Genomic DNA, 21,580 nt, shown 5'->3' with positions numbered 1-21,580 from the left:
GAGACCGCCGCTCGCTTCGGCGCCCGCCCGCTCTCGCGGACCGGGGACCCGGGGACGCTGTCGGCCCTGGCCGAGCTCGTGGTCGCGGGGAAGCTGGACCCGTGTGTGCGCCGGGTGTTCCCGTTCGCCGCGGCGGCCGACGCGCTCGCGCTCGTGGAGGACGGCCACGCCACCGGCAAGGTGGTGCTCGACGTCACCACCCGGCCGTCCTGAAGAGACGTCACCACCCGGCCGTCCTGAAGAGACGTCACCACGCGATCATCCTGAAGAGACGTCACCACTCGGCTGTCCTGAGCAGGCGTCACCACTCGGCGCACAGTCGCTCGGCCGTCCGGAACGCCAGCGCCATGACCGTCAGTACGGGGTTGACCCCGCCGTTGGTGACGTGCACGGAGGCGTCGGCGACATAGAGGTTGTCGTGCCCGTGGACCCGGCCCCACCGGTCCACGACCGACGTCCGCTCGTCGTCGCCCATCCGGCACGTCCCCGACTGGTGCTGCCCGGCGTGCAGGGACAGGGGCGCCCGTGCCGCCCATGCCCGGCGCGCGCCCGAGGCGAGCAGCCATTCACGGGCGCGCTCGGCGATGAAGTCCCCGGTACGCAGGGTCTCCGGATGGGTCGTGCCGGACAGGCGGGCGACCGGGATGCCCCACCGGTCGCGCACGCGGGGGTCGGGCCGCGTCCTCGCCTCCGGGCTGGGGATCTCCTGGACCGGTCCGCCCACCCGCATGACGCGGCGGTAGTTGTCGCGCATGTACTGCTTGTTGCGCGCGCCCCAGCGGGGCAGGTCCGGCGGCAGGTTCCGGGCCCAGAAGGCCAGGGGCAGCACGGTGAACTCGTCCGCCAGCATCGCCCCGCCGACCAGGCCGTCGTTGTGGTGGACGAAGTCGAGGGTCGCGAGCGAGACGCCGGGGCCCAGCCCGTCGTGCACGGGCTCGTCCATCTCGCCCAGCGCCCACGCGTAGGCGTGGCCCTGGAGATGCCGTCCCACCTGGTCGTGGTTGTTGCCCAGTCCGTGCGGCTCGCGCCGCGTCGGGGAGTTCTGCAGCAGCCGGGCCGTCTCGATCGCGCCGGCCGCGCAGATCACGACCTCGGCCTCGGCGACGTGGCGGGCCCCCGAGCGATCCACCCAGCGCACGCCGGTGACGCGGCCCGACGGGTCGCATTCGACGCGTTCGGCGACGGCCTCCGGCAGTAGCCGGGCGCGGCCGGTGGCGAGCGCGCGGCTCAGCACGGTGTTGTGGGAGCCGTTCTTGGCGTCGGCCGGGCAGGCGAAGCCGACGCAGTGCTGGCAGCGGGTGCAGGCGGCCCGTCCGCCGTACGGCACCGAGTTGATCAGCAGCGGCACCGGCAGCACGTCCCAGCCGAGGGCGGTCGCGCCCCTGCGCAGGGCGGCGGCCTGCAGGCCCTCCGGGAGCGGGGACATCGGGTACGGCTTGGCGCGCCTCCAGTGGCGGCTGCCGGCCGCGTGGTCGCCGCAGACGCCGATCTCCCACTCCGCGCGCTCGTAGTAGGGCCCCAGATCGTCGTATCCGATGGGCCAGTCGGCGAGGCTGCTGCCCGCGGGCACGCCGTACGTGCTCGCCATCGTGAAGTCGGCGGGCAGGAACCGCCACGCCTGCGCCCCGTAGAGCCGGGTGCCGCCGCCGACCAGCGTGGCGTTGCCGTGGAAGCCCGGCTCGTGCGGGCGTACCACGTGCTCACCGCCGGTGGCGTCGACGGCGACGCGCGGGCCGTCCTCGTAGTCGGGCCCGGAGCGGTGCGGATAGCGGGTGAGGCGGTGGTTGCGCAGATGGTCGCGGCCGATCTCCGAGAAGGTGAGGTCGCGGCCGCGCTCCAGCACGAGCACGCGCTTGCCCGCCTCGGCCAGGACCGCGGCGGCGACCCCGCCCCCGGCGCCCGACCCGATCACGACCGCGTCCACCCGCATCAGCCCCGTACCTCGCATCCGGCCACAGCCCGCGTCCGCATCAGTCCCGTACCTCGAATCCGATCATCCGCCAGGAGGCGGCGTCGCGGTTGCCGCCGTTGCCGGGGTCGCCGTAGAAGCCCTCCATGACGTGCCCGACCACCGTCTCCACGAACGCCGCCGCGTCGAACGGCCACGGCACGCGGGTGTCGCCCGCCTCCAGCGCCCGCAGCAGCTCTTCGCGCCGCCCGGGCGGGAGCTCGGGGAAGCCGGCGCCGTGCCGCTCGCGCGCCTCGGCCTCGACGGCGTCGAGCCCCGCCTCGTAGAAGGCGCGCAGATCAGCCAGGTCACGGCCGAACTGCCCGGCGAGGTAGTCCAGGACCCCCGCCTCGGTGCCGCTCGGGTGATCGTCGGCGGGGACGATCGTGTCGACCACCGCGCCCAGCGTCGCGGCCTGCCCCGGGGTCACTCCGCGAAGCGGGGGGCCGGGCGCTCGCACGTGCTCTCCAGGCGGACGACCTGGCCGGGCCCGTCGATCGCGGAAAGGGCCTCGAGCACGTGGAAGGCGAACGTGGCGTTCGCGCGGTGGGGGCCGCCCTCGATCGCGTCGGCCAGATCCCGGACGCCGAGCCCGCGGCGGGCCTGCTCCTTGGTGCCGACCGCGCCGAACAGGCCGACGACGGGCGGCAGGACCGACCAGTCCGCGTCCCCGTGCCGTCGCACCCGTACGTCGCCGTCGAAGTGGTTGGGGTTGGGCAAGGTGAGGGTCCCTTCGGTGCCGTAGACCTCGATGGCGGGCAGGTCGCTGTCCCAGACGTCGAAGCTCATCAGCGTGGTGCCGATGACCCCGGAATCGAAGACGAGGACGGCGGAGGCATGGGTCGCCACCTCGACGTCGATCCGGTCCACGACGCGGTCCGGCGCGGTCACCGCGCGCATCGGCGCGCCGACGCGAGCGGCCCCCGCCACGGACCTGACCGGGCCGAGCAGGTTCACCAGTATGGCCAGATAGTACGGCCCCATGTCCAGGACGGGCCCGCCCCCGCGCTGGAAGAGGAACCGCGGGTCCGGATGCCAGGTCTCGGCCTTGCTGTGCCGGACGAACGCCGACACGCCGATGGGCTCGCCGATCAGCCCGTCGTCGAGCGCCTTGCGCGCGGTCTGGGAGGCGCTGCCGAGGAACGTGTCCGGCGCGGAGCCCAGTACGCGGCCGCTCGTCCCGGCCGCCGCCAGCACCTCCCGCGCCTCGGCGACGGTCGCGGCGAGCGGCTTCTCCACGTAGACGTGCTTGCCGGACTCCAGGGCCCGGATGACGGTGCTCGCGTGGTGGGCCGGCGGGGTCAGGTTCACCAGGATGTCGATCGAGTCGTCGGCGTAGAGCTCGTCGCCGTCCCCCCAGGCGGGGATGCCGTGCTCTTCCGCGGCCCGCTTGGCCCTGTCGACGTCGATGTCGCCGACGCGGACGATCTCCAGCTCCGGGTAGCGGGCCATGCCGGTGACGTAGCGGCCGAAGATGTTGCCGGTGCCGAGGATGCCGATGCGGTGGTGCACGTGTTTTCCGTCCTTCTGGTTGCGTACGGGACCGATGGAAGTCAACGTCCGGCGCGGCCCGCTCTCCAAGCTCGCCAGTCCGCTGGCCGAACCGGGGGGATTGCCCCGATCCGGCGGGCTGCGCATAGTACGAGCACGTGGCCTGCGGAGGACGGGAAGATGAGCGGTGCTGAATCGGCCCAGGCAGGCCCGGTGGTGCACATCGTCGACGACGACCACGACCTGAGGCGCTCGCTCGTCTTCCTCTTCGAGAGCGTCGGGGTCCAGGCGCTCACCTATCCCGACGCCGCGACGTTCCTGGCCGAGTACGACGCCGCCGAGCCCGCCGTCCTAATCGTGGACGTGCGGATGCCCGGCCTGAGCGGGTTCGAGCTGCAGGAACGGCTGCTCGGGCTCGGCTATCCCGCCCCGATCATCTTCTGCTCCGCCCATGGTGACATCGCGATGTCGGTACGGGCCCTGCGGCAGGGCGCGGTGAACTTCCTGGAGAAGCCGTACAAGCCGCAGCAGATGCTGGACGTCGTCCAGGAACAGCTGCGGGAGGCCGAGCGGCGCTTCCGCGAGCACGCCGACCGGCGGGCCGTCGGCGAGCGGGTCGAGTCGCTCACCACGCGGGAGCGCGAGGTGCTCAGGCTGGTCGTGGACGGCCTGCCCAGCCAGCTCATCGCCCGCCGGCTCGGCACCAGCGTCAAGACCGTCGACGTGCACCGGGCCCGGATCAAGGCCAAGACCGGCGCGGACAGCCTGGGCGCGCTGGTCCGCGACGTCCTCCAGTGCCGGATCGAGCTCTGACGAGCCCGGCGGCGTCAGGCGGTGAGGCTGTGGAAGCGGCGCTGGAAGTAGACCAGGGCGCCGCTGTCCAGGCGTGCGGTGACCGCGTCGATCTCGACGAAGGCCACCGTGTGCGAGCCCTGCCGGCGCCTGGTGACGATCCGCCCGACGACCGAGGCGAGCGCGTCGCGCAGCACCGGCACGCCGTAGGTGCCGAAGTCCCAGGAGCCCGCGCCGAACCGCTCGGAGGTCGGCACGTTCGTCGCGCCGGCGAAGTGCATCGCCAGCTCCTCCTGGTCGGTGCCGAGCACGTTGACGCAGACGCGCCCGTTGGCCATGACGATGTCGTGCGAGCTGCTGGAGCGGTTGACGCAGATCAGCATGGTCGGCGGGGAGTCGGTGACCGAGCACGCCGCGCTCACGGTCACCCCGGCCCGGCCGTGCCGGCCATCGGTGGTGACGACGTTGACGGCGGCGGACAGGTTCGCCATCGCGGCACGGAAACGGTGCTGCGCCTCGGTCACGGCTGCCTCCTGAAGGTGATCGGCTGCCTCCGAACCTAGGCCGCGGCCCCCGGCGTCGAAATCGAGACTTCATCCACGCCGGCTGAGGATTTCCCCTACGCGCCCGGCTCGGCGAGCGGCAGCGTGAACCCGAACCGCGACCCGCCCTCCGCCCTTCTCTCGGCCCGGATCGTGCCGTGCTGGCGGGTGATGATCCGGTGGCTGAGCGCCAGGCCGATCCCGCTGCCGTGCTCCTTGGACGTGAACGACTCCGCGAACGGGTCGCGCGGCAGCCCCCGGCCCCGGTCGTCGACGGTGAAGCTGCCGTCGGCGGCGGTGGCCACGTCGATCCGCCTCGGGGCCGCCGGCGACTGCCCCATCTCATCGACGGCGTTGAAGCAGAGGTTGAGCACCACCTGGCCGGTCAGCACCCGTTCGCAGCGCACCAGGACCGGCTCGGGGGCCAGCCGGACCCGCACCTCGACCCCGAGCGGCGCCGCCCGCAGCCGCACGAAGTAGAGGCACTCCTCGACGACGTCGTTGAGGTCGGCCACCTGCTCCACCTGCTCCAGATGGCCGACGAAGGCACGCACCGAGCCGACGATCGCCGCGGCGCGTTCGATCTGGCTGACCGCGCTGGTGACTCCCTCGGCCAGCCCGCCGGCCTCCGGCAGCCGGGCGGCCCGGGTGTGCACGCCGGCCAGGAAGTTGGCGGCGGCGGCCAGCGGCTGCCCGAGCTCGTGGGCGATCGCCATCGCCATGTCGCCCATGGCGTTGTAGCGGGCCAGGTAGTTCTCCCGGTGCAGCTCCCTGGCCCGGCGGACCTGGTCCTGGACCCGGTCGGAGACGTCGTGCAGGATCATCAGCAGCGCGGTGGCGTCCTCCTCCCGCAGCCGCTCGAGCGAGCCCTCCAGCCACACGCGGCCCGCCTCCAGCTGGACGGGGGTGACCGGGGTGGCGCGGGCGAGCACGTCGGCCCAGCTCGCGTCGCGGCCGTCGAGCCGCAGCCGGGCGAACGCCGTCAACGGCCGCATCGGCCCGTCCACCGGAGCGCCGATCGCGGTGAGCGCGGTGTCGGTCGCGAACCTGATCGTGCCGGTCTCGTCCAGCATCAGGGCGAGGGTGGAGGTGTAGTGGGCCAGCGCGTCCACGTACGACGTGGTGAGCCGCAGCTCGCGCTCCACCCGCTGCTCCCGCTCGATGTCGCGGAACTGCACCATCACCGCCGGCCCCTGCGCGAGCTCGACCCGCACCGCGAGCGCGTCCGTCGGGATCACCCGGCCGGACTTGGAGCGGTAGTGCCACTCGATCCGGCTGGCGCCCTTCTCGACGGCGTCCTGCAGCCAGGCGCGGCCGATCACCCGGTCGTACTGCTGCGCCGAACTGCTCATGTGGTCGGCCTTGAGCGGCCGGATCTCGCTCAGGCCGAACTCCAGCAGCTCGCAGGCGGCCGGGTTGGCCCACAGGATGTTCTTGGTCGCCGCGTCGTGGATGAGGACGCACATCCGGGAGGCGTTCATCATCGCGACGAAGTCCGCGGCGACGAGCTCGGGAGCCCGCGGATCTACTCGCATCGACACAGGGTAGGTCACCCGGCGTGGGGGCCGGGGATGAAGATATCCCCTACGTCAAGGTGAGGAAATGACGACTGACGGGCGCAAGCGTTCTTCCTAACCTCGGAGCACACCGTCAGACCCGTGAGGAGCAAGGATGGCGCAGGACGATCCCGCCGCGTTCGACGCGATGCTGGCCGAGCTGGCCGAGCGTCGCCAGGAGTTCCGCGAGCAGCGCTACGTCCCCAGAGACTTCGTCGAGCGGCTCAAGCGGCTCGGCCTGTACCGTTGCGCGACGCCGGAGCGGTTCGGCGGCGAGACGATGGCGCCCGCCGAGTTCCTGAAGAAGATCGAGCGGATCTCGGCCGTCGACGGCTCCACCGGCTGGGTCGCGAGCTTCGGCTCCCAGCTGGTCTACCTGGGCTCGCTGCCGCTGGAGACCCAGGCCAAGCTGTACGCCGGCGGCCCCGACGTCGTCTTCGCCGGGGCGCTGTTCCCGATCCAGCAGGCCACCCCGACGGAGCGCGGCTTCCTCGTCAACGGCCGGTGGAAGTTCGCCAGCGGCTGCATGGCCGCCGACATCGTCTGCGTCGGCATCCCCGGCGACGACCTGACCTCGGGCAAGCCGCGCGGGGCGCTGATACGTCCGGAACGCCTGGAGATCGTGCGGGACTGGGACGTCGTCGGCATGCGGGGCACCGGCTCCTTCGACCTGATCGCCGAGGACGTCGAGGTCGACCGGGAGTGGACCTTCATCCGGGGCGGGGAGCCGGTGGTCGACGAGCCGCTCTACCGCTACCCGGCGATCACGTACGTCGCCCAGTCGCTCTCCGTGGTCTCCGCCGGGGTAGCCAGGGCCGCCCTCGACTTCGCCGAGGGGGTCGGCAGCGGCCGGGGCAGCATCACCGGCGCCCCCAAGCTCGCCGACCGCGCCTACTACCGCGCCGGCATCGCGGAGGCCGAGGCCACGCTGCGCTCCTCCCGCGCCTACTTCTACGAGGCCGCCGACGAGGCCTGGGAGACGCTCGTCGCCGGCGGCCTGGTCAGCGACGAGCAGAACGCCCACCTGCGGCTGTCCGCCGCCCACCTCGCCCGGACCGCGTCGGAGGTGGTCCACAAGGTCGTCTCGCTGTCCGGCACCACCGCGATCTACCAGGACCACCCGCTGCCCGCCCTGCTCGGCGACGCGCTGGTGCCGCAGGAGCACGCCTTCCTCAGCCCGGCGATGTACGACGCCGCGGGCGCCGTGCTCATGGGCCTGCCGCCCACCGTCCCCGCCTTCCGGTGATCAGCCCTGGCGGATCAGCGCTTCGAGGAGGTCGATCCCGAGCGGGATCGACTCCTCCGCCACGTCGAAGCCCGCGCTGTGGTGCGGGCCCGGGCTGCCGCCTCCGATCATCAGGTACGCGCCCTTGCCGTCGCGCCGCTGGACGTGCCGGATGAGCAGGTTGGCGTCGTCGCTGCCGGCGAACGCCTGGGTCCTGATCACCTCCACGACGCCGGGGTGCGCTCCGGCCACGTCCACGATGCGGTCGACCAGGTCGTCGTCGGGTGTCACGGTGGCGGAGCTGCCCGTCACGACCAGCGCCGCCTCGACGTCCTGCGTGCGGGCGGCGCCGTCCACGATGGACCGGATCCGGTCGACCAGCTCGTCCACGACCTCGTCGTCGGTGGCGCGCGCCTCGCAGGTCATCACGGCCGAGGCCGGGACGATGTTGACGCCGTCACCGGCGACGAGCGTGCCGACGTTGAGCCTGGTGTCCGCGGACCCGTAGCGGGGGAGCGCCATGATCGCCAGCGTGGCCATGGCGGCGGCGAGCAGCGCGTTGCGCCCCGACTCGGGCGAGCCGGCGGCATGGGAGGCCCGGCCCGTGAAGTCGACCTTCAGCTTGCGGGTGGCCATGCCGCCGGTGAAGCTGCCCACGACGTGGCCGACGCCCAGCTCGCCCGCCATGTGCACGGCGAGCATGATGTCGATGTCGTCGGCCACCCCGGCGTCGATCATCGTCTGCGCTCCGCGTACCCCCTCCTCGGCGGGCTGGAACAGCACCCTCAGCGAGCCCGCGAAGTCGCGGTCGGCGAGGCGGTGCAGCAGGCCCACGCCGATGGTGGCGTTCGCGTCGTGGCCGCAGGCGTGCATCGCGCCGTTCGCCGACGCGAAGCCGTTCGCGGCCGGGAAATGGGCCGGATCGGCGGACTCCCGGATCGGCAGCGCGTCGATGTCGGCGCGCAGGCCCCATCGGGGCCCCGGCCGGACGCCGGCCAAATCGACGACCAGCGCGGTGCCGTTCTCCTGGAAATACCGGGCCTTCTCCGGCGGGATGCCGGAATCGACGGCGCGGGCCGCCCATTCGGCGAGCGTGGGCGGCGACGGGTAGTTCACGACGGGGGAGAGGTCGTGGGCGTCCTTTCCGGTCAGGACGGTCACCGGCAGGTCTTCGACGGCCCTCGCTATCCGGGCCGCCGTCCCGATCTCCACGAATGCGGGTTCCGGATTGCGGTGCAGTTCTCGCCGGAATGCCCTGAGCTCCTCGATGTCCACACGACCTCTTTCTCTGCGCACTGATCAACGGCCGGGCGGTCGTTCCGCTCAGGCTAGGAAAGGCGCCGCGAATGGGCGTCGATCGGCGTTGATTCCGCATGAAACATCGGATTTTCGAGCCGAGCCCGCACGAAGCTGGTCGTCGAACACCGGCTGGCCGCCGACGGGCACGTAACGCAGGCGCCGGCTGTCGAGATCGAGAATGTAGCCCGTGCGCTTGGCGATCCTCGGCACGATCCACCTGTCCTTGACCAGCAGCTTCGGGAACATCGACGACAGCCTGCCCTCGATCTCGTCCAGCTCCTGCAGGTTGCGCAGCCACAGGAAGACCGCGAGGTTGGCCTCACCGGTCACCGAGGCGCACAGCCGCACGTGGCAGAGCAGCCGCAGCGAGGCGATGAGGCGTTCCAGGTCGGGGTGTTTGACGTCGAGCCACAGCACCGCCGCCGCCGACCAGCCCAGGAGGGTGTGCGCGAAGTCGACGCGCCATCTGACCCAGTTCGCCGCGAGCAGCGCGTCGATGTCCCGGGAGATGACCGAGATCGAGCGGCCCAGCTGCCGCTGCATGTCGGCGGCGGTGCGGCGCACGTCCGTGCTGAGCGCCGTGATGACGTCGAAGTGGGCGGGCTTGCGGTGCTCGGGCGGCTCGGACGGCCGCAGCAGGTGCAACGCGCGGGCCTGCTCGTCGGAGAGCACGTTGAGCCGCCAGCCGGACCCTTCCAGGAAGATCCTGCGCAGGTAGTGGGTACGGGTGCCGACGATGCCGGGGACGCCGGAGATGCGCTCGTCGATGTAGCGGTCCATGGAGAGCAGGGTGGGCATCGAGATCATGACATAGAGGTCGCGGGCGCCCGACGTGCAGTGCACGCTGATGATGGGTCCCTGCCGGCTGAGCTCGGCGATCACGTCGCCACGCCGGCCGGGCGCGCATCGGATCTCGACCAGGGCGGAGATCTCCTGCTGGCCGGTGCGTGGCACGCACTCGAAGCAGCTCGTCCACACCTGCCGCTGCTGGGTGAGGGCCGACCAGCGGCGCGAGATCGTCGAAGGGTCCACCTGGAGGATCCTCCCGAGTTGGACCCACGGGACCCGGGGATGGATCTGGAGCGCGTTGATGATCTGAAAGTCCAGCCCGTCGACCATGCGCCTCATCCTGCACGGACACGCCGGATCCGCCCATGACCATGTATCGCCTGCCGGACCGCCGCGTAGGATCGGCTCACAGAGACACGGTCACGTGCAGGAAGCCGTAACGCGAGGGAAACCTCCGGCGAAGCCCGCGGGAAGGATCGTGCGCCCGGGCCGCGATATCACGCAATTCCGTGCGCTCTGCGTCACGGAAGACCTGGATTCGGCAGGCGACACCTAGGCTCGGCGCCATTCATTCTCGCGAGTGCGCTGGAGGATCAGTGTTTCGCAATTCCATTCTCGCGATGGCGCTCGTGGCGGGCCTGGCCGGATGCGGTGTCGCCGAAGGGGCGACCGACACCGTCAACATGTCGCTGAACACCGATCCGGCGACCTTCGACCCGGCGCTGGCCAAGGGGGGCGACGATTTCAGCGTGGCCCGGCTGCTGTTCGACACGCTGGTGCGCAAGGACGCGGGCAACTCCCTCGTCGGCGGCATCGCGTCCGCCTGGCAGGCGGAGGACGCGGCCCATTACACGTTCACCATCCGCGGCGGGCTGACCTGTTCGGACGGCAAACCGATCACGCCGTCGGTGGTGGCCGCCTCGCTGACGCGGTTCGCGGCGAAGGAGACGGGCTCCTCGGGCCGCACGCTGGCGCTGGGATCGGGCACGGCGACGTTCACCGCCGACGACAAGACGAACACGGTGAAGGCGGCCCTGTCCGTCCCGTGGTCCGACTTCCTCACCGGGCTGACGCTGCCGCAGGCCGGGATCGTGTGCCCTTCGGGTCTGAGCGACCTCAAGGGACTCGCCGCCGGGAAGGCCGCCGGGGCGTTCTCCGGCCCGTACACGCTGACCTCGTCCCAGGCGGCGGTGTCCTACCAGTTGACGCTGCGCGACGGCTACGCGGGCTGGCCGGCGTTCGCCAAGCCTCTGGAAGGCGTGCCCGCCAAGCAGCTGAACCTCACGCCGATCACCGACTACGCGACCATCGCCACCCAGCTGCTGGCCGGCAGCCTGGACGTCGGCGTGGTCTCCGACGAGAACGTGGCCCGGTTCGGCGGCAACACCCGGTTCTCCACGTCGAGCGCCTCCAACACCACGACGTACCTGCTGTTCAACGAGCGTCCGGGAACGGCCTTCGCCGACCGGCCCGAGTTGCGCGCCGCGGTGGCCCAGGCCGTCGATCCGCAGGCGTTCAGCGACATCATCAGCGGCAAGCGGGGCAGCACGATCCTGTCCGTCGGCTCGGCCAAGCTCCCCTGCGTGAACACCGACCGGTCGCTGCTGGTCCCGCAGGACTCCGGCGCCGCCGCCAAGACCCTGGCCGGGGTCCGCGTCCGCATCGTCGGCACGACCCTGCTGCAGGGCGGCAACGACTACATCGGCGAGGCGCTGCGCAACGCCGGCGCGAACGTCACCGTCAGCTCCCTCGACAACGCCAACTGGGCCACGGTGACCACGGCCGGCGGCTCAGACTGGGACATCAACGTCCAGGGTGACAACAACCAGCTGGGCACCCTCACCTCCTCCCTGCTCCGGGTGATGGGCCCGGCGACCGAGAAGGGCGGCCGAAACAAGACGGGATCGGTCAACGAGAAGGGGTACGGCTTCGTCACCCAGGCCATGAGCGTGACCGACAGCGGCGGACAATGCGCCGCCCTCCAGTCCGCGCAGAAGTCGTTCCTCCAGCGGGTCGACGCGATCCCGCTGTCGACCCTGCCCACGACCACCGTCGTCTCCAGCGGATTCGCCATCCGGACCTTCGACGACTACCTCGACCCCGCCACCCTGCGCATCCTCAAGTAGCCGACATGACCTCTCTTTCCACGCCTGGTCCGAGTCTTTCCACGCCTGGTCCGAGCGCCCGGTCGCGGGGCTCCTCCGCCTGGCTCGGTTTCGCCGTGCGGCGGCTCACCAGCCTTGTCGTGATCTTCGTCGCGCTGCTGGTCGTGTCGTTCCTCATCGTCCAGCTCATTCCCGGTGACCCGGCGGTCGGCGTCGCCGGGGCCAACGCCGATCTCGCCGACGTCCAGCGCGTCCGGACCGAGCTGGGGCTCGACCGGCCGATCTGGGAACGATTCCTCGTCTACGCGGGCGGCGTCTTCTCCGGGGATCTCGGCACGTCGTTCATGTACCGGCAGCCGGTGGAGACGATCATCATGAACCGTCTCCCCTTCACCGCCACCATCGCGGTGACGGGAATCGTCGTCGTCCTGCTGGTCGCCGTGCCGCTCGGCATGGTCATCGGCGTCCTCACGCGCGGCGGCCGGCGCAGGTGGCTGGACGCCGCCTTCGGGGTGGTCACCGGTTTCCTCGACTCGATCCCCGGCTACATCATGGCGTCGTTCCTGGTCGTGATGTTCGCCCTCGGCATCGGGCTGGTGCCGCTCTTCCCGCCGGCCTACGCGCCCCGCTTCGGGGCCGCGTCGTTCGTGCTTCCGGTCGCGGCGATCGTGATCGGCCCGATCTGCACCATCTCCCGGGTCGTCCGCCGCGAGACGGCGGTCGTGCTCGACACCGACTACATGCGGACGGCCCGCGGCTGGCGGCTGCCCGCCTTCCGGCGCCACGTCCGATGGGCGCTGCCGAACCTGCTCACCACCACGCTCACCCTGAGCGGCCTGATCCTGACCGGCATGATCGGCGGCGCGATCATCATCGAGTCGGTGTTCGCGCTGCCCGGCCTGGGCAGCGGCATCATCAAGGCCATCCTCGACCGCGACTATCCGGTCATCCAGGGCATGGTGCTGGTCATCGGCATGATCGCGGCACTCGTCAACCTCCTCGTCGACGTCCTGCTCGGGCTGATCGACCAGCGGACCCTCGGAGGGTCGCATGTCTCCGCGTAGCCGGCCGCGCCGCCGCAACCCCGGGCTCGTGCTCGGCCTGGCCCTGCTGAGCGGCATCGTGCTGATCGCCGTGCTGGCCCCGATCCTGTTCACGGAGCGGGCGGCCGTACTGGGCCTGCGGTTCGCCGCGCCCTCGTCCGGGCACTGGCTCGGCACCGACGCGGCCGGCCACGACGTCCTGCTGCGCAGCCTGGTCGCCACTCGCCTCACCCTGCTGATGACCGTGGGCGCGACGGCCATGTCGGTCGTCTTCGGCGTCGTCCTGGGCACCGGCGTGTGGCTCGTGCGGCCCCGCGTCAGGGAGGTCTGCCTGCGCGTCATCGACGCGATGGTGGCCTTCCCCGGGCTGCTGCTCGCGCTCGTCGTGGCGGCCGTGCTCGGAGCGGGCGGCTCCTCGGCGGTGATCGCGATCGGCCTGTCCGGCATCCCCTACTTCGCGCGCCTCACCGCGAACCTCGCCGCGAAGGTCTCGCAGCAGGAGTACGTGTCGACCGCGGGCCTCCTGGGTGTGAGCCGCGCCCGGATCGCGATCAGGCACATGCTGCCGAACATGGCCGAGCCGCTGCTCGTGCTGACGGCCTCGACGTTCGCGGCCACGCTCACGGCCATCTCCGCGCTGTCGTTCGTGGGCCTCGGCGTCCAGTCGCCCTCCTACGACTGGGGCAAGCTCCTGAACGAGGCCCTGCCCTCGCTCCTGGCCGAGAGGCCCTTCCAGATGGTCGGCCCGGCCTGCCTCATCGTCCTGACCGGGCTGGGGGCGGTCCTGATCGGCGACGGGCTCGCGGCGGCGGCGAACCCGCGGGGGCACACGGCGCCGGGCCGGAGCGGCACACCCCCGGCCGCCGCGCAGGAGGCGACGAGCGACCAGCTCGCCGACGTCCGCGACCTGTGGATCCACGCCGGCGACACGCCGCTGGTCAAAGGCATCTCCTTCGGCATCGGGCGGGGCGAGATCGTCGGCATCGTGGGGGAGAGCGGGTCGGGCAAGACCCTCACCGCGATGTCGCTCGCGCGGCTGCTGCCGGACGGCCTGACCTCGACGGCGAGCCGCATGGCGGTCGGCGACCTGGACCTGCGCCGGCCCGTCCCGCCGGCCCCCCTGGCGGAGGCCGTCAGCCTGATCTACCAGGACCCGGGCTCGACGTTCAACCCCGCCCTGCGGATGGGCACCCAGCTCACGGAGGTGCTGCGCACCCACAAGCGCCTCGGCGGGCGTGAGGCCGCGCAGCGCATCCTCGAGGCGCTCCGGGTGGTCCACCTGACCAGGCCCGAGCAGCGCATGAAGCAGCATCCGCACGAGCTCTCGGGCGGCATGCGGCAGCGGGCCATGATCGCCGCCGCGCTGGCCGTCGAGCCGCGCCTGATCATCGCGGACGAGCCGACCACGGCCCTGGACGTCACCGTCCAGGCGGAGATCCTGCGCGAGCTCAAGCGCGTCAACCGCGAGTTCGGCGCCTCGATCATGTTCATCTCGCACGACATCGGGGTGGTCCGCGCGCTGTGCGACCGCGTCCTCGTGATGTACCGCGGCGAGATCGTCGAGGAGGTCGCCGCCGGGGAGCTCACCGTGGAGACCGCCCGCCACCCGTACACGAGGGCCCTGCTGGAGGCCACTCCCGACATCGACGCGTCGTGGACCCCGCCGCGCACGAAGGAGCACTCGCATGGATGAGGAGACGGCCGTCGAGGTACGCGACCTCGAGGTGGGCTACGGGTGGGGCAAGAACGCGACGCGCGTCCTGCACGGCATCACCCTGGACGTCGCCCGGGGCCGCACGGTCGGCATCGTCGGCGAGTCGGGATCGGGGAAGTCGACGCTGGCCAAGGCGCTGGTCGGGCTCGTCCGGCCGACCGCGGGGAGCGTCAGGATCGGCGGCGTCCCCATCTCCTCCGCGCGGGGCGCGGGCCGCCGGGCGCTGCGGCGCAAGGTCCAGATGATCCCGCAGGACCCGTACTCGTCGCTCGACCCCAGGCGCACGATCGGCGAGGCGCTCGCCGAGGCCGTGGACCCGCGCCGGGCGGACGTGCGGCGGCACCGGGACGAGATCGTCCAGTGGCTCGAGGCCGTCAGGATGCCGGCCGACACCCTCGACCGCTACCCCCACGAGTGCTCCGGCGGGCAGCGGCAGCGGGTCGCGATCGCACGAGGTCTGATGACCGGGCCCGAGGTGGTGATCGCCGACGAGATCACCTCCGCGCTCGACGTCTCGGTCCAGGCGGAGATCCTCCACCTGCTCGCCAAGCTGCGCCGCGAACTCAACCTGACCATGCTCTTCATCTCGCACAACCTCGCCGTCGTCCGGCACGTGAGCGACGAGGTCGTGGTGCTCCACCACGGCGACGTCGTCGAGCACGCCCCGGCCGCGGACCTCTACCGGAGTCCGCGGCACGAGTACACCCGCACCCTGCTCGACTCCGTACCGGGCGCCCCAGGCTTCGACATCGAACCCCGTCAGAAGGACTCCGCTTGACCACGCATCGAAAGCTCCGCCTCGCCAACGTCAGGATCATCAACGGCACCGGCGCGCCGCCCGTCGAGGACGGCGTCCTCGACGTGACCCCGGACGGCGTCATCGCGTTCGCCGGCCCGGCGGCCGAGGCCCCGGAGATCGACGGCGCCGACGTACGCGATCTGCGCGGCAGGACGCTCCTGCCCGGATTCGTCGACTGCCACGTGCATATGGGCTTCTCCCTGGAGAACGGCCCCTTCCACGCCCTCCAGAACGATCCCGCCCTGACCGTCCTCGAGTCCGCCGCGCGGCTCCGGGCGACCCTCGAGGCCGGCGTCACCAGCGCGCGCGACCTCGGCGGGCTGTCCTCGGGCTTCCGCGAGGCGATCGAGCGCGGGCTGATCCCGGGCCCGCGGCTGAAGCTCGCGGTGAGCCCGATCAGCCACACCGCCGGGCACGGGGACATGCACCTGTACGGCGGGACGATCGCGCCCACCGTGCCCGAGCTGATCGAGATCGCCGACACCGTCGACGAGGTCCGCAAGGCGACGCGCCGGGTGCTGCGCCAGGGAGCCGACCTCATCAAGATCTGCACGACCGGCGGCATGGGGAGCAGGCACGACCACCCCGACGACGAGGGCCTGCGCCTGGACGAGGTGCGGGCCATCGCCGACGAGCTAGACCGGCACGGCGGCAAGCCCATCGCCGCGCACGCGCAGGGACGCAAGGGCATCCTGACCGCCCTCCGGGGCGGGGTGACCAGCGTCGAGCACGGGTACGGCATCGACGACGAGGGACTCGACCTCCTGGAGGAGCGCGGCGCCTTCCTCGTGCCGACGCTGTCGACCGTGTTCGCGATCAACAAGGAGACGATGCAGCCGTACCACTACGCCAAGAAGGTGAAGTGGTCCGAGATCACCAAGAGGAACATCGGCCACGCGATCGCGCGCGGAGCCAGGATCGCGCTGGGCACGGACGCCGGCGTGTGCCCGCACGGACAGAACCTGCGCGAACTCGGGCATCTCGTCGAGCTCGGCATGTCCCCGATGGCCGCCATCGTCGCCGGGACCCGGACCGCCGCCGAGCTGCTCGGCATCTCCGGCGAGGTGGGCACGCTGGAGGCGGGCAAGCTCGCCGACCTCGTGGTCACCGACGCCGACCCGCTGCGGGACATCCACGCGCTGGCCGACCCGGGGCACATCGAGATCGTCATGAAGGCGGGCACCATCGTCAAGGACCTCGGCCTGGTACGCACTGGCCCATAGGCGGTCCGGCCGGCTCAGGTGCGCAGGGTGCTGGCGTCCTCGCCGGCCTTGTACGTCTTCGTCGCCAGGTGCAGCCGGTTCTCCTGCTCCCTGAGCGCGCTCGCGAGCAGGTCGAGCCCTCTGCCGATGCTCTCCATCCGCTGCCCGCGCGCCTGCCAGTACGCGCGGCCGTAGTCGTCGTCGCCGACGGCGGTGTGTGCCGCGCTCGACGCCGCCTCGAACCGGGTGTGGGCGCCGGACACGTCACCGGCCATGCCGTCCGCCGCGCTCGCCAGCCGGTGGAGGTGGGTCTTGCTGTAGACGACGCCGTCGAACTCCACGGTTCGGGAGCCTAGCTGGCATGTGCAGACATGAGTGGAAGAATCGGGAAAGAATGGTACTTCTGAGGTTTTTGGTGCTCGTGAGGGACGGAGGTGACGATGGACGAACCGTGGCGGCTGTTGGAACAACTCGTCCAGGAGGTCAACCAGCAGACCGAACAGCTCAAGAAGATGCAGGAGAGGGTTCGGGAGCTGTCGGCGACGGCGAAGTCCAAGGACGGCATGGTGACCGTGACCGTCGGTCCCCGCGGTGAGGTGCGCACGATCGAGTTCGACCCCCGGGTCTACCGCAAGCTGTCCCCGTCGGAGCTGTCCGCCTCCGTCGTCGAGCAGATCGGGCGGGCGACCAGGCAGGTCTCCACCGAGATGAAGGAACTGATGGAGCCCTTCGGCGTGCCGGAGCTCCCGTTCGAGGACCTGTTCGGCGAGGGAACGAACTTCGAGTCGTTCCTGCCGCACCCCGGTACGCCCGAGCCGCGGTGATGGGACTCGACCTCAGTCTGGTGCCCGAGATCGTACGGCCGCTGGCGCTGCCGCTGACGGGCGGGGCGCTTCCGGAGACCGACGTCGACGGGGTCATCGCCGAGGCGCAGGTGCTGGAGAACCTGGCGGACCTGCTGGCCACGATCAAGTCGGACGACGCCGCCGCGGTCGTGCGGTCGCTGCGCGACCACCAGTGGCAGGGCGCCGCCAAGGAAACGTTCGAGCAGGTCTTCAAGATGCTCGGCGGACAGCCGGGCGCGGACGGCACCGCTTCGGACGAGACGCTGATCGACCTCCTGGAGAAGGCGCTCCGGCAGGAGGCGGCGTCCCTGCGCGAGCACGGCGTGCGGATGCAGCACACCGAGTGGATGATCTACGCCTCGCTCGCGCTGCTCGGCGCGATGATCGTCAAGCTGCTGGTGTGGATCTACGTCAACGGCCCGGCCGTTCTCCGGCTGATCCAGCACAACACGCTGCTGACCCAGGTGAACATCCAGACGCTGAAGCGGCTGATCCTGGTCAACATGCTGAAGTTCGCCGGGATCATGGGCGGCCTGGACTTCGGCGTGCAGGTGGCGCAGCAGATCTGGGGGGATCGCGAGGCGGGGGACTTCGACCTCGCGTCGCTGGCGATGTCGGTGGGCAGCGGCGCGCTGACCGGTGCCCTGTTCGCCGGCGCGAACGCGGCCCTGTCACGTCTGCTGAGCCGGCGGATGGTGTACGTCGCCTCCGAGGCCGAACTGGCGGTACGCGACAAGATCGCGGCCATCGTGCAGAGCATGTACGGCCAGGCCCTGCTGGGCGGAGTGGCGGGCACCGCCGGAGCCGTCCCGGGGCTGGCGATCAGCGGGCAGCTCGACGGCGAGCACCTGGCGTACACCTTCATCTCCGGTGTCGCGGGCGGCCTCGACATCCCCGCTTCGGCACGGGTGAGCCACCTCCCGATGCGGGCGGTCGCGGAGCTCGGCGACACTCCGTCCGCCCCGGCCCCGCATGCCGACCCGCCGCCCTCATCCCACAACCAGTCCCCACCCTCGCCTGCGCTTCCGTCCTCGCCCCGACTCGTACCGCACGACGCCGCCCCGCTGCCCGTACTGCACGATCCCGCCTCGCCGTCCGTAGCGCACGACGCCGCACCGCGGCTCGCAGGGCACGACACCACCACCCTTGCGCAGCACCACCCTCGGCCCGACCAGCAAGCCGACGTCGCCACCCTGATCAACCGCCAGCCGTCCGAACCGGGGACCAACCTCCCCCAGCCGCACCAGGGCCAGGTGATCGTCGGCGAGGTCACCCGGCGCCACGACGTGCTCCTGCACAGCCCGGCCGAGCCGGGCGGCACCCTCGCACGACCCCAGCAGAACCTCCCCGCCGCCCGGGCCCCGATCGGCGACACCGCCCCTGCCGTCCCGCGGGCCGAGCCCGCGACTCCGGGCAGTCTCCCTCACACGTCGCTGCTCCCGGCCACGGTCCCGGCGATCATCACGCCCACCCCCGACGGCGCCGCCGAACAGGACAACCACCACCAGACCCAGGACAGCCCACCTGCCGAAACCGCGCCGGTCGCCCAGGAGCGGCACACGGACGACTCCGCTCCCTCAGCGCGCGAGGACAGCGATCCGCCGCCGGTGACCGGCCGGCAGACAACGACGCCCCATCATGCGAGTACGGACCTCCAGGGCGGTCAGACCGTCGTGCCCAGGTCCAGCCCGCTGCCCGAGAACCCGCGCCGGATCGAGCCGGTGTCGCGGCAGGTGGCGGACCTGCTCAGCCGGGACGGCACCTACGACCCGATCAGCGGCCCCGCGTGGGAGGCCGCCCACACCACCACGGTGGACCGGCTGGCGGACACGATGCGGTCCTCGACGAAGGACATGCTCGGCGTGGGCCGCAAACGAAGCCTGCGGGCGGCGGTCGGCGACCCCGCCAGCGACCTCGTCCAGAGCGAGGTCCGCGTCATGGGGAAGACCATCAGGACCTGGCAGGCGGTCGAACGGAGCGAGCTCCCGGCCTTCGTGGAAGGCGCCCGCACGTACGCGGAAGGCGAACGCCAGATCATCCAGCAGCTGCCGTTCGACTCGCCCGAAGCACACCGGACGGTGCGACGGCTGGCCGTCGAGGAGCTGCTGCGCACGTGGGGATACGGCGCGAGCGAGATGCTGCCGGAGCGGCTGGCCATGCACATGGCCGCGCTCGACGAGTTCGGGCTGACCGGGGTCCTCGACCTGTCGGCGTACGGTGACCTCAACCGCGCCAGGACGGCCGCGAAGATCCACGCCGACTCCGGGGACATGCTGCGCGACTTCCTGCGGCAGCAGTACGCGCAGACGCAGCGCGAACTCGAAAGCCGCGGCATCGAGGAGCTGGTGCTCTACCGGGGGATCACGTTCGACCAGCATCCGGTCCCCGTCCTGGCGGAGGCGGCGAACGGCGACGTCGTGCCGGCTCCGCCGGCGCTGCCGTTGCAGGCGTGGAGCGCCATGCCCGGGGTCGCCAAGCGGTACACCGGCCTGGGCGAAGGGGCGGTCATGGCGGGGGCCTTCCCGGCCTCCCAGGTGCTGTCCACCCCGTGGACGGGAATGGGCCAGCTGCCTCTCAACGAGTTCGTCGTGCTCGCCACGCCCGGCGAGGTCACCGTGCTGCGGCCCCCGCACGTCGCCGAGACACCCGCCACGTATTCCGACCTTCCACCCGGCTGGCAGGTCTCCAAGCCCAGCGACGGATGGACCCATTGCGAGCAGGGCCACCGGCACTGGGGCACGGAAGGCGGGGCCGGTCTGCTGCTGTTCCACCGCGGTCCCGGCGGCGAGGTCCACGTCCTCATGCAGCTGCGTTCCATGGAGACGCAGCACGGAGGGACCATGGGGCTGCCCGGCGGCGCCCTCCACCGAGGCGAGGACCCGGTCGCCGGCGGCTTCCGCGAAGCCGGCGAGGAGAACCGGCTGGACCCGAGCGAGGTGAAGGTGCGCGGGGTCCACCACGACGACCACGGCGGCTGGGCGTACGACACCGTCATCGGCGAGATGTCCCACCAGGCCGACGTCTGGCCCGCCTCCCGGGAGTCGCTCGAGAACGTGTGGGTGCCGCTGGAGGAGGTGCCGTCCCTCAACCTGCACCCCGACCTGGCCCGGGCCTGGCCCGACGTACGCACGGAACTCGACCGCGTCCTGGCCGCGTCCGACACTGGCCCCAGACCACCGCACCCGGCGAACACGCACGAGATGCCCGGCCTCCCCGACACCGACGGATTCTCGCCGATCGCCGATCCGCGGCCACGGAACTTCGCCGAGGCCGCGGCGACCGTCCACCGCTGGTCGCCCGGCAACGACCGCCCGCACCAGAACGGCCCGCACCAGAACGGCCCGCACCAGAACGGCCCGCACCAGAACGGCCCGCACCAGAACGGCCCGCACCAGAACGGCCCGCACCAGGGCGGCCCGTCGAACCGGATCGAACACCTGCTGAGCAACCCCCCGGCCGCGGCGGACGACGTCCTCCTGGCGGAGGGCCGGCGCCTGGTGGAGGAGCTGCCCGTCATCGACGGGAGCGACACGACGGCAAGAGCCCTGGCCTCGATGAGCCGGACCCTCAACTGGCCGAACCCGCGAAGGGCCCTCCACGACCTCGCCTCCGAACTCGGCCTCAACCTCGATCTCGACGCTTTGGTGGAGGTCTACGAGAAGGCCCGGCGGTTCGGCATGGACCCGGACGGAGCGACCGGCCGTACGGGCCTGGTCGACGCTCTCAGAACGGCCATGGCGGCGGACCCCTACCGCTGGACGGGGCAGCACTACCAAGCCCGCTTCTCCCTCCCCGAGGCGACCCCCGCGCAGGCACGCACGATCGGGCTCATGGTCGAGATGATGGGGGAGCCCGTCACCTCCGCCAAGGTCCGGAGCTTCGTCAAACCCGTGCTCGACCAGCATGGCATCGGCGACGTCAGGGAGTTGCTCCCGGTCGTCCGGGCGGCCCACGAGAAGGGCTACCTCCCGGCCGGGACGACCGGGGAGGCGGAGTTCCGCGCCGCCATGGACCTGTTCTGGCAGGACGACCCGTACCTGTGGAACGGGGTGCTGCTCGCCGACAGATACTCCTTGCCCGAGCTGCGCGACCCGACGGCGCGTTTGTCCGCGCGCCTGGAGGAGATCGTCGCGCACTCCGGCCGTGACACCGTCCCGCCGCTGGAGGGCCTGGCCGGTGACCTCGGGCTGGGCCGCTCCGCCGAGCAGCTCGTCCGCCTGGCCGCGGACG

The 21,580-nt window shown here is 71.7% G+C and carries 18 protein-coding genes; 10 read left to right on the top strand and 8 right to left on the bottom strand.

All coding sequences use genetic code 11. The features are described from left to right. Window positions 1-213: zinc-binding dehydrogenase (locus ACWDX9_RS42580; RefSeq protein WP_449965045.1), on the top strand; the 213-nt coding region annotated here is incomplete at its 5' end. Between the two features lie 88 nt (window positions 214-301). On the opposite strand, the gene ACWDX9_RS42575 is transcribed toward ACWDX9_RS42580, so the two are convergent. The 3 genes from ACWDX9_RS42575 to ACWDX9_RS42565 are packed head-to-tail and all read right to left on the bottom strand — an operon-like array spanning window position 302 to window position 3,460. Next, on the bottom strand, window positions 302-1,930 hold the full coding sequence (locus ACWDX9_RS42575; RefSeq protein ID WP_449965043.1) for a GMC family oxidoreductase: 1,629 nt from the start codon (window positions 1,928-1,930) through the stop codon (window positions 302-304). Between the two features lie 40 nt (window positions 1,931-1,970). Continuing rightward, on the bottom strand, window positions 1,971-2,378 hold the full coding sequence (locus ACWDX9_RS42570) for a gluconate 2-dehydrogenase subunit 3 family protein (RefSeq protein ID WP_449965040.1): 408 nt from the start codon (window positions 2,376-2,378) through the stop codon (window positions 1,971-1,973). Beyond that, window positions 2,375-3,460 carry a Gfo/Idh/MocA family protein gene (locus tag ACWDX9_RS42565; protein WP_449965037.1) on the bottom strand — a complete coding sequence of 362 codons (1,086 nt, stop codon included), beginning with the start codon at window positions 3,458-3,460 and terminating at the stop codon, window positions 2,375-2,377. The genes ACWDX9_RS42570 and ACWDX9_RS42565 overlap by 4 nt, the downstream gene beginning before the upstream one ends. Before the next feature lie 159 nt (window positions 3,461-3,619). On the opposite strand from ACWDX9_RS42565, the gene ACWDX9_RS42560 reads away from it, so the two are divergent. Then, window positions 3,620-4,252, top strand: coding sequence for a response regulator transcription factor (locus ACWDX9_RS42560; RefSeq protein ID WP_449965034.1), 633 nt, complete (start codon window positions 3,620-3,622; stop codon window positions 4,250-4,252). Between the two features lie 14 nt (window positions 4,253-4,266). On the opposite strand, the gene ACWDX9_RS42555 is transcribed toward ACWDX9_RS42560, so the two are convergent. Both ACWDX9_RS42555 and ACWDX9_RS42550 read right to left on the bottom strand, forming a co-directional pair. Next, the gene (locus tag ACWDX9_RS42555) at window positions 4,267-4,755 is read right to left on the bottom strand and encodes a flavin reductase (protein WP_449965031.1); all 489 of its coding nucleotides are present in this window, start codon (window positions 4,753-4,755) and stop codon (window positions 4,267-4,269) included. A 95-nt stretch (window positions 4,756-4,850) separates the two neighbouring features. After that, window positions 4,851-6,308, bottom strand: a complete 1,458-nt coding sequence (locus tag ACWDX9_RS42550; RefSeq protein ID WP_449965027.1) for an ATP-binding protein — start codon at window positions 6,306-6,308, stop codon at window positions 4,851-4,853. 136 nt (window positions 6,309-6,444) lie between these two features. Here ACWDX9_RS42550 and ACWDX9_RS42545 point away from each other — a divergent pair, with 136 nt between their 5' ends. After that, window positions 6,445-7,575 (top strand): acyl-CoA dehydrogenase family protein, encoded by a 1,131-nt coding sequence (locus tag ACWDX9_RS42545; protein ID WP_449965024.1) that lies wholly within the window; start codon window positions 6,445-6,447, stop codon window positions 7,573-7,575. On the opposite strand, the gene ACWDX9_RS42540 is transcribed toward ACWDX9_RS42545, so the two are convergent. Then, window positions 7,576-8,829: an amidohydrolase gene (locus ACWDX9_RS42540; RefSeq protein ID WP_449965021.1), complete on the bottom strand. Its 1,254-nt coding sequence runs from the start codon at window positions 8,827-8,829 to the stop codon at window positions 7,576-7,578. A gap of 48 nt (window positions 8,830-8,877) precedes the next feature. Further along, window positions 8,878-9,972, bottom strand: coding sequence for an Lrp/AsnC family transcriptional regulator (locus ACWDX9_RS42535; protein WP_449965017.1), 1,095 nt, complete (start codon window positions 9,970-9,972; stop codon window positions 8,878-8,880). 290 nt (window positions 9,973-10,262) lie between these two features. Here ACWDX9_RS42535 and ACWDX9_RS42530 point away from each other — a divergent pair, with 290 nt between their 5' ends. The 5 genes from ACWDX9_RS42530 to ACWDX9_RS42510 all read left to right on the top strand — a co-directional run bounded on the left by ACWDX9_RS42530 (window position 10,263) and on the right by ACWDX9_RS42510 (window position 16,526). Beyond that, a complete protein-coding gene (locus ACWDX9_RS42530; protein ID WP_449965014.1) occupies window positions 10,263-11,768 on the top strand; it encodes an ABC transporter substrate-binding protein in 1,506 nt (501 codons plus the stop codon). Between the two features lie 95 nt (window positions 11,769-11,863). After that, a complete protein-coding gene (locus tag ACWDX9_RS42525; RefSeq protein ID WP_449965011.1) occupies window positions 11,864-12,811 on the top strand; it encodes an ABC transporter permease in 948 nt (315 codons plus the stop codon). Then, window positions 12,798-14,483: a dipeptide/oligopeptide/nickel ABC transporter permease/ATP-binding protein gene (locus ACWDX9_RS42520; RefSeq protein ID WP_449965008.1), complete on the top strand. Its 1,686-nt coding sequence runs from the start codon at window positions 12,798-12,800 to the stop codon at window positions 14,481-14,483. The genes ACWDX9_RS42525 and ACWDX9_RS42520 overlap by 14 nt, the downstream gene beginning before the upstream one ends. Further along, window positions 14,476-15,282 (top strand): ABC transporter ATP-binding protein, encoded by an 807-nt coding sequence (locus ACWDX9_RS42515; protein ID WP_449965006.1) that lies wholly within the window; start codon window positions 14,476-14,478, stop codon window positions 15,280-15,282. The genes ACWDX9_RS42520 and ACWDX9_RS42515 overlap by 8 nt, the downstream gene beginning before the upstream one ends. Then, window positions 15,279-16,526 carry an amidohydrolase family protein gene (locus tag ACWDX9_RS42510; RefSeq protein WP_449965003.1) on the top strand — a complete coding sequence of 416 codons (1,248 nt, stop codon included), beginning with the start codon at window positions 15,279-15,281 and terminating at the stop codon, window positions 16,524-16,526. The genes ACWDX9_RS42515 and ACWDX9_RS42510 overlap by 4 nt, the downstream gene beginning before the upstream one ends. Window positions 16,527-16,540: 14 nt before the next feature. On the opposite strand, the gene ACWDX9_RS42505 is transcribed toward ACWDX9_RS42510, so the two are convergent. Then, window positions 16,541-16,846 (bottom strand): hypothetical protein, encoded by a 306-nt coding sequence (locus ACWDX9_RS42505; protein ID WP_397366358.1) that lies wholly within the window; start codon window positions 16,844-16,846, stop codon window positions 16,541-16,543. 99 nt (window positions 16,847-16,945) lie between these two features. Here ACWDX9_RS42505 and ACWDX9_RS42500 point away from each other — a divergent pair, with 99 nt between their 5' ends. Continuing rightward, window positions 16,946-17,329: a YbaB/EbfC family nucleoid-associated protein gene (locus tag ACWDX9_RS42500; RefSeq protein ID WP_449965000.1), complete on the top strand. Its 384-nt coding sequence runs from the start codon at window positions 16,946-16,948 to the stop codon at window positions 17,327-17,329. Between the two features lie 20 nt (window positions 17,330-17,349). Then, window positions 17,350-21,580 (top strand): NUDIX domain-containing protein (locus tag ACWDX9_RS42495; protein WP_449964997.1); only part of this gene is annotated, 4,231 nt, incomplete at its 3' end.

Source organism: Nonomuraea sp. NPDC003201 (assembly GCF_053590415.1).
Note: the sequence above shows the minus strand (reverse complement) of the source record. Positions and strands in the feature narration are given on the sequence as shown.

Coding starts and splice junctions, on each gene's coding strand:
- ACWDX9_RS42575 (WP_449965043.1), bottom strand. CDS start 1,930: ATGCGGGTGGACGCGGTCGTGATCGGGTCGGGCGCCGGGGGCGGGGTC.
- ACWDX9_RS42560 (WP_449965034.1), top strand. CDS start 3,620: ATGAGCGGTGCTGAATCGGCCCAGGCAGGCCCGGTGGTGCACATCGTC.
- ACWDX9_RS42550 (WP_449965027.1), bottom strand. CDS start 6,308: ATGCGAGTAGATCCGCGGGCTCCCGAGCTCGTCGCCGCGGACTTCGTC.
- ACWDX9_RS42545 (WP_449965024.1), top strand. CDS start 6,445: ATGGCGCAGGACGATCCCGCCGCGTTCGACGCGATGCTGGCCGAGCTG.
- ACWDX9_RS42535 (WP_449965017.1), bottom strand. CDS start 9,972: ATGGTCGACGGGCTGGACTTTCAGATCATCAACGCGCTCCAGATCCAT.
- ACWDX9_RS42530 (WP_449965014.1), top strand. CDS start 10,263: ATGGCGCTCGTGGCGGGCCTGGCCGGATGCGGTGTCGCCGAAGGGGCG.
- ACWDX9_RS42520 (WP_449965008.1), top strand. CDS start 12,798: ATGTCTCCGCGTAGCCGGCCGCGCCGCCGCAACCCCGGGCTCGTGCTC.
- ACWDX9_RS42515 (WP_449965006.1), top strand. CDS start 14,476: ATGGATGAGGAGACGGCCGTCGAGGTACGCGACCTCGAGGTGGGCTAC.
- ACWDX9_RS42500 (WP_449965000.1), top strand. CDS start 16,946: ATGGACGAACCGTGGCGGCTGTTGGAACAACTCGTCCAGGAGGTCAAC.